4 protein-coding genes are annotated in these 2,690 nt (G+C 74.6%); all 4 read left to right on the forward strand.

Translation table 11 applies throughout. From position 1 onward, the window contains the following. Positions 1-213: alanine racemase C-terminal domain-containing protein (locus ACFU99_RS40140; RefSeq protein ID WP_384402660.1), on the forward strand; the 213-nt coding region annotated here is incomplete at its 5' end. Continuing rightward, positions 210-1,448: an alpha/beta fold hydrolase gene (locus tag ACFU99_RS40145; protein WP_384402663.1), complete on the forward strand. Its 1,239-nt coding sequence runs from the start codon at positions 210-212 to the stop codon at positions 1,446-1,448. The genes ACFU99_RS40140 and ACFU99_RS40145, both read left to right, overlap by 4 nt. Before the next feature lie 190 nt (positions 1,449-1,638). Continuing rightward, on the forward strand, positions 1,639-2,217 hold the full coding sequence (tsaE, locus tag ACFU99_RS40150; protein WP_384402666.1) for a tRNA (adenosine(37)-N6)-threonylcarbamoyltransferase complex ATPase subunit type 1 TsaE: 579 nt from the start codon (positions 1,639-1,641) through the stop codon (positions 2,215-2,217). Positions 2,218-2,397: 180 nt separating this feature from the next. Continuing rightward, a complete protein-coding gene (locus tag ACFU99_RS40155) occupies positions 2,398-2,607 on the forward strand; it encodes a hypothetical protein (protein ID WP_384402669.1) in 210 nt (69 codons plus the stop codon). The last annotated feature ends 83 nt before the right edge of the window (positions 2,608-2,690 follow it).

A 2,690-nucleotide genomic window follows, 5' to 3' on the forward strand; every position in this document is an offset into this window, starting at 1 on the left:
GCCATGGACCAGTTCGTGGTGGACCTCGGCGGGGACGACGCGGCGGTCGGCGACGAGGTGGTGCTCTTCGGGCCGGGCGACCGGGGCGAGCCGACGGCCGAGGACTGGGCGCTGGCCACCAACACCATCGGATACGAGGTCGTCACGCGCATCTCCGCGCGCGTGCCCCGCGTCTATGTCGGTGAGAGCGATGGCACGGGGGGCGAAGCATGAGCGAGGCGACGAACGGCCCGGCCGCGGTCGCGGCCACGGGACTGAACTGGGGCTGGAAGCGCGGCGCGGGGGTCGCGGGAGCGGCGATAGGCGTCGTCGCGGCGGGCGCGGCGGCGGGCGTCGCCCTGGAGCGGCTCACGGTCGGCCGCGGCATGCGGCGCCGGGCGCGCCTGGCGCTGGACTCCGCGGGCCCGTACGGGACGCTGCGCGGCACACCCGGCACGGCCGTCGCGGAGGACGGCACCGAGCTGTACTACGAGGTGGACGAGGCCGTGCCGGAGGGCGCGGCGGGCAGTGCCGACGGGGCGGCGCCGCGCAAGCGGCTGCTGGGGCGGCGGCCCCCGCGGCAGCCGGTCACCGTCGTCTTCTCGCACGGCTACTGCCTCGGGCAGGACGCCTGGCACTTCCAGCGGGCCGCCCTGCGCGGCGCGGTCCGCGGCGTGTACTGGGACCAGCGCAGCCACGGGAGGTCCGAGCGGGGGCGGGGACAGAGCGAGAGCAACGCTCCCGTCTCCATCGATCTGCTCGGCCGCGATCTGAAGGCCGTCATCGACGCGGCGGCGCCCGAGGGGCCGCTGGTGCTGGTGGGGCACTCGATGGGCGGCATGACGATGATGGCGCTGGCCGCGCAGTACCCCGACCTGGTCGCCGAGCGCGTCGTCGGCGCCGCCTTCATCGGCACGTCGGCGGGCAACCTCGCCGACGTCAACTACGGGCTGCCGGTCGTCGGGATGAACGCCGTGCGGCGCGTGCTCCCCGGTGTGCTGAAGGCCCTGGGCTCGCAGGCCGACCTGGTGGAGAAGGGGCGGCGGGCGACCGCGGACCTCTTCGCGGGCGTCGTCAAGCGCTATTCGTTCGGGGCGAAGGACGTCGATCCGGGGGTGGCGCGGTTCGCGGAGCGGCTGATCGAGGCGACCCCCATCGACGTGGTCGCCGAGTTCTACCCGGCCTTCGCCGAACACGACAAGGTCGAGGCGCTGTGCGCGTTCGACTGCCTGCCCGTGCTCGTCCTCGCGGGCGCGGGCGACCTCATCACCCCCAGCGAGCACAGCGAGGCCATCGCGGAGGCCCTGCCCGACGCGGAACTGGCCCTCGTGCCGGACGCCGGGCACCTGGTGATGCTGGAGCACCCCGAGGCCGTGAACGACCGGCTGGCGGAGGTGCTGGCCGCGGCCGCCGCGGGCGACGCCCTCACCACCCGCGCCGCCTCGGGCGAGGGCACGGAACGCGGCTGAACGGCCCATGGGGCTCGTCGCCAGGCTCTTTTACGGGCACGGGCGGGCCTGCCGGTGCTTCCGCGGGGCGGCCCGGCGGCTCGTACGGGTGCGAGTCGCGTCCTGACGCCCGTACGAAGCCGGGCCCACGGGGCGCGCGGCGTGTGCACGGCTCCAGATCATGGTGCTCGGGCCCGTACCATCGGCCGGTATGAACGTCCCGCAGACCGAGCCCGTGGCCGCCACCGCACAGATCACCGTCACGACGCCCGAGCGCATGCGCGCGCTCGGCCGCGGCCTCGCCGGGCTGCTGAGCCCCGGCGACCTGGTGTTGCTCAGCGGCGAGCTGGGGGCGGGCAAGACGACGCTCACCCGCGGCCTCGGCGAGGGGCTGGACGTGCGCGGCGCCGTGACCTCCCCGACCTTCGTGATCGCGCGCGTGCACCCGCCGCTGGGGGACGGGCCGGCGCTGGTGCACGTGGACGCGTACCGGCTGAACGGCGGGCTCGACGAGATGGAGGACCTCGACCTGGACGTCTCGCTGCCGGAGTCGGTGGTGGTCGTGGAGTGGGGCGACGGGAAGGTCGAGGAACTGTCGGAGGACCGGCTGCACGTCGGCATCGAGCGGGCGGTGGGCGCGGACCCGGCCGCCTGGAGCGAGGACGACGGTGACGGCGACGATGTGCGCGAGGTGACGCTGACCGGGGTGGGCGCCCGGTGGGCGGGCGTGGATCTGACGGTGCTGGGCGATCTGGGGGCTTCGGGGTCTTCGGGGGCTTCGGAGGGCTGAGTCCGTACGGCTCGGCGGCCGGTACGGCGGGTTCCGTAGGCGGGTCGCCGCTCACATTCCGACAAGCCGTCGGGAAGATGTTGCGCGCGCGGTGTCGCGCGTGGTCACATGGAGGCGTAGAGAGCCGGTTAGGTGTACCTAACCCATACCTGTCCGCCCCAGCAGCCCCAGGAGGCATCCATGTCGGCCCAAGAGCCCGCAGCTGCCGTGGCAGCCCGGCGTGACGAGGAACGGCAGCCCTCGATGAGCGACCTGCTGGCGTCCTGCGCCGCCGCCAGCGCCGTCTCGACGCCGCCGACGGCTCCGGAGCCCGCTGCCGCCGCCCAGGAGGCGGACGCGGCGACCGCCGAGCCGGACTGCCCGGCCGAGGCCGGGCCCCACGCCGCGTAGGCGCTCCCGGCGTTAGCCCATACGGGGGAATGGTCCTACGGGACCACGACCACCTTCGTGCCGATTGCGGCGAACTTCCACAT

The sequence above is a fragment of the Streptomyces sp. NPDC057654 genome (assembly GCF_042800135.1).
In the GTDB taxonomy this organism is placed as follows: domain Bacteria; phylum Actinomycetota; class Actinomycetes; order Streptomycetales; family Streptomycetaceae; genus Streptomyces.

Excerpts from the sequence above, each read along its gene's own strand:
- ACFU99_RS40145 (WP_384402663.1), top strand. The coding sequence starts at position 210 with ATGAGCGAGGCGACGAACGGCCCGGCCGCGGTCGCGGCCACGGGACTG.
- tsaE (WP_384402666.1), top strand. The coding sequence starts at position 1,639 with ATGAACGTCCCGCAGACCGAGCCCGTGGCCGCCACCGCACAGATCACC.
- ACFU99_RS40155 (WP_384402669.1), top strand. The coding sequence starts at position 2,398 with ATGTCGGCCCAAGAGCCCGCAGCTGCCGTGGCAGCCCGGCGTGACGAG.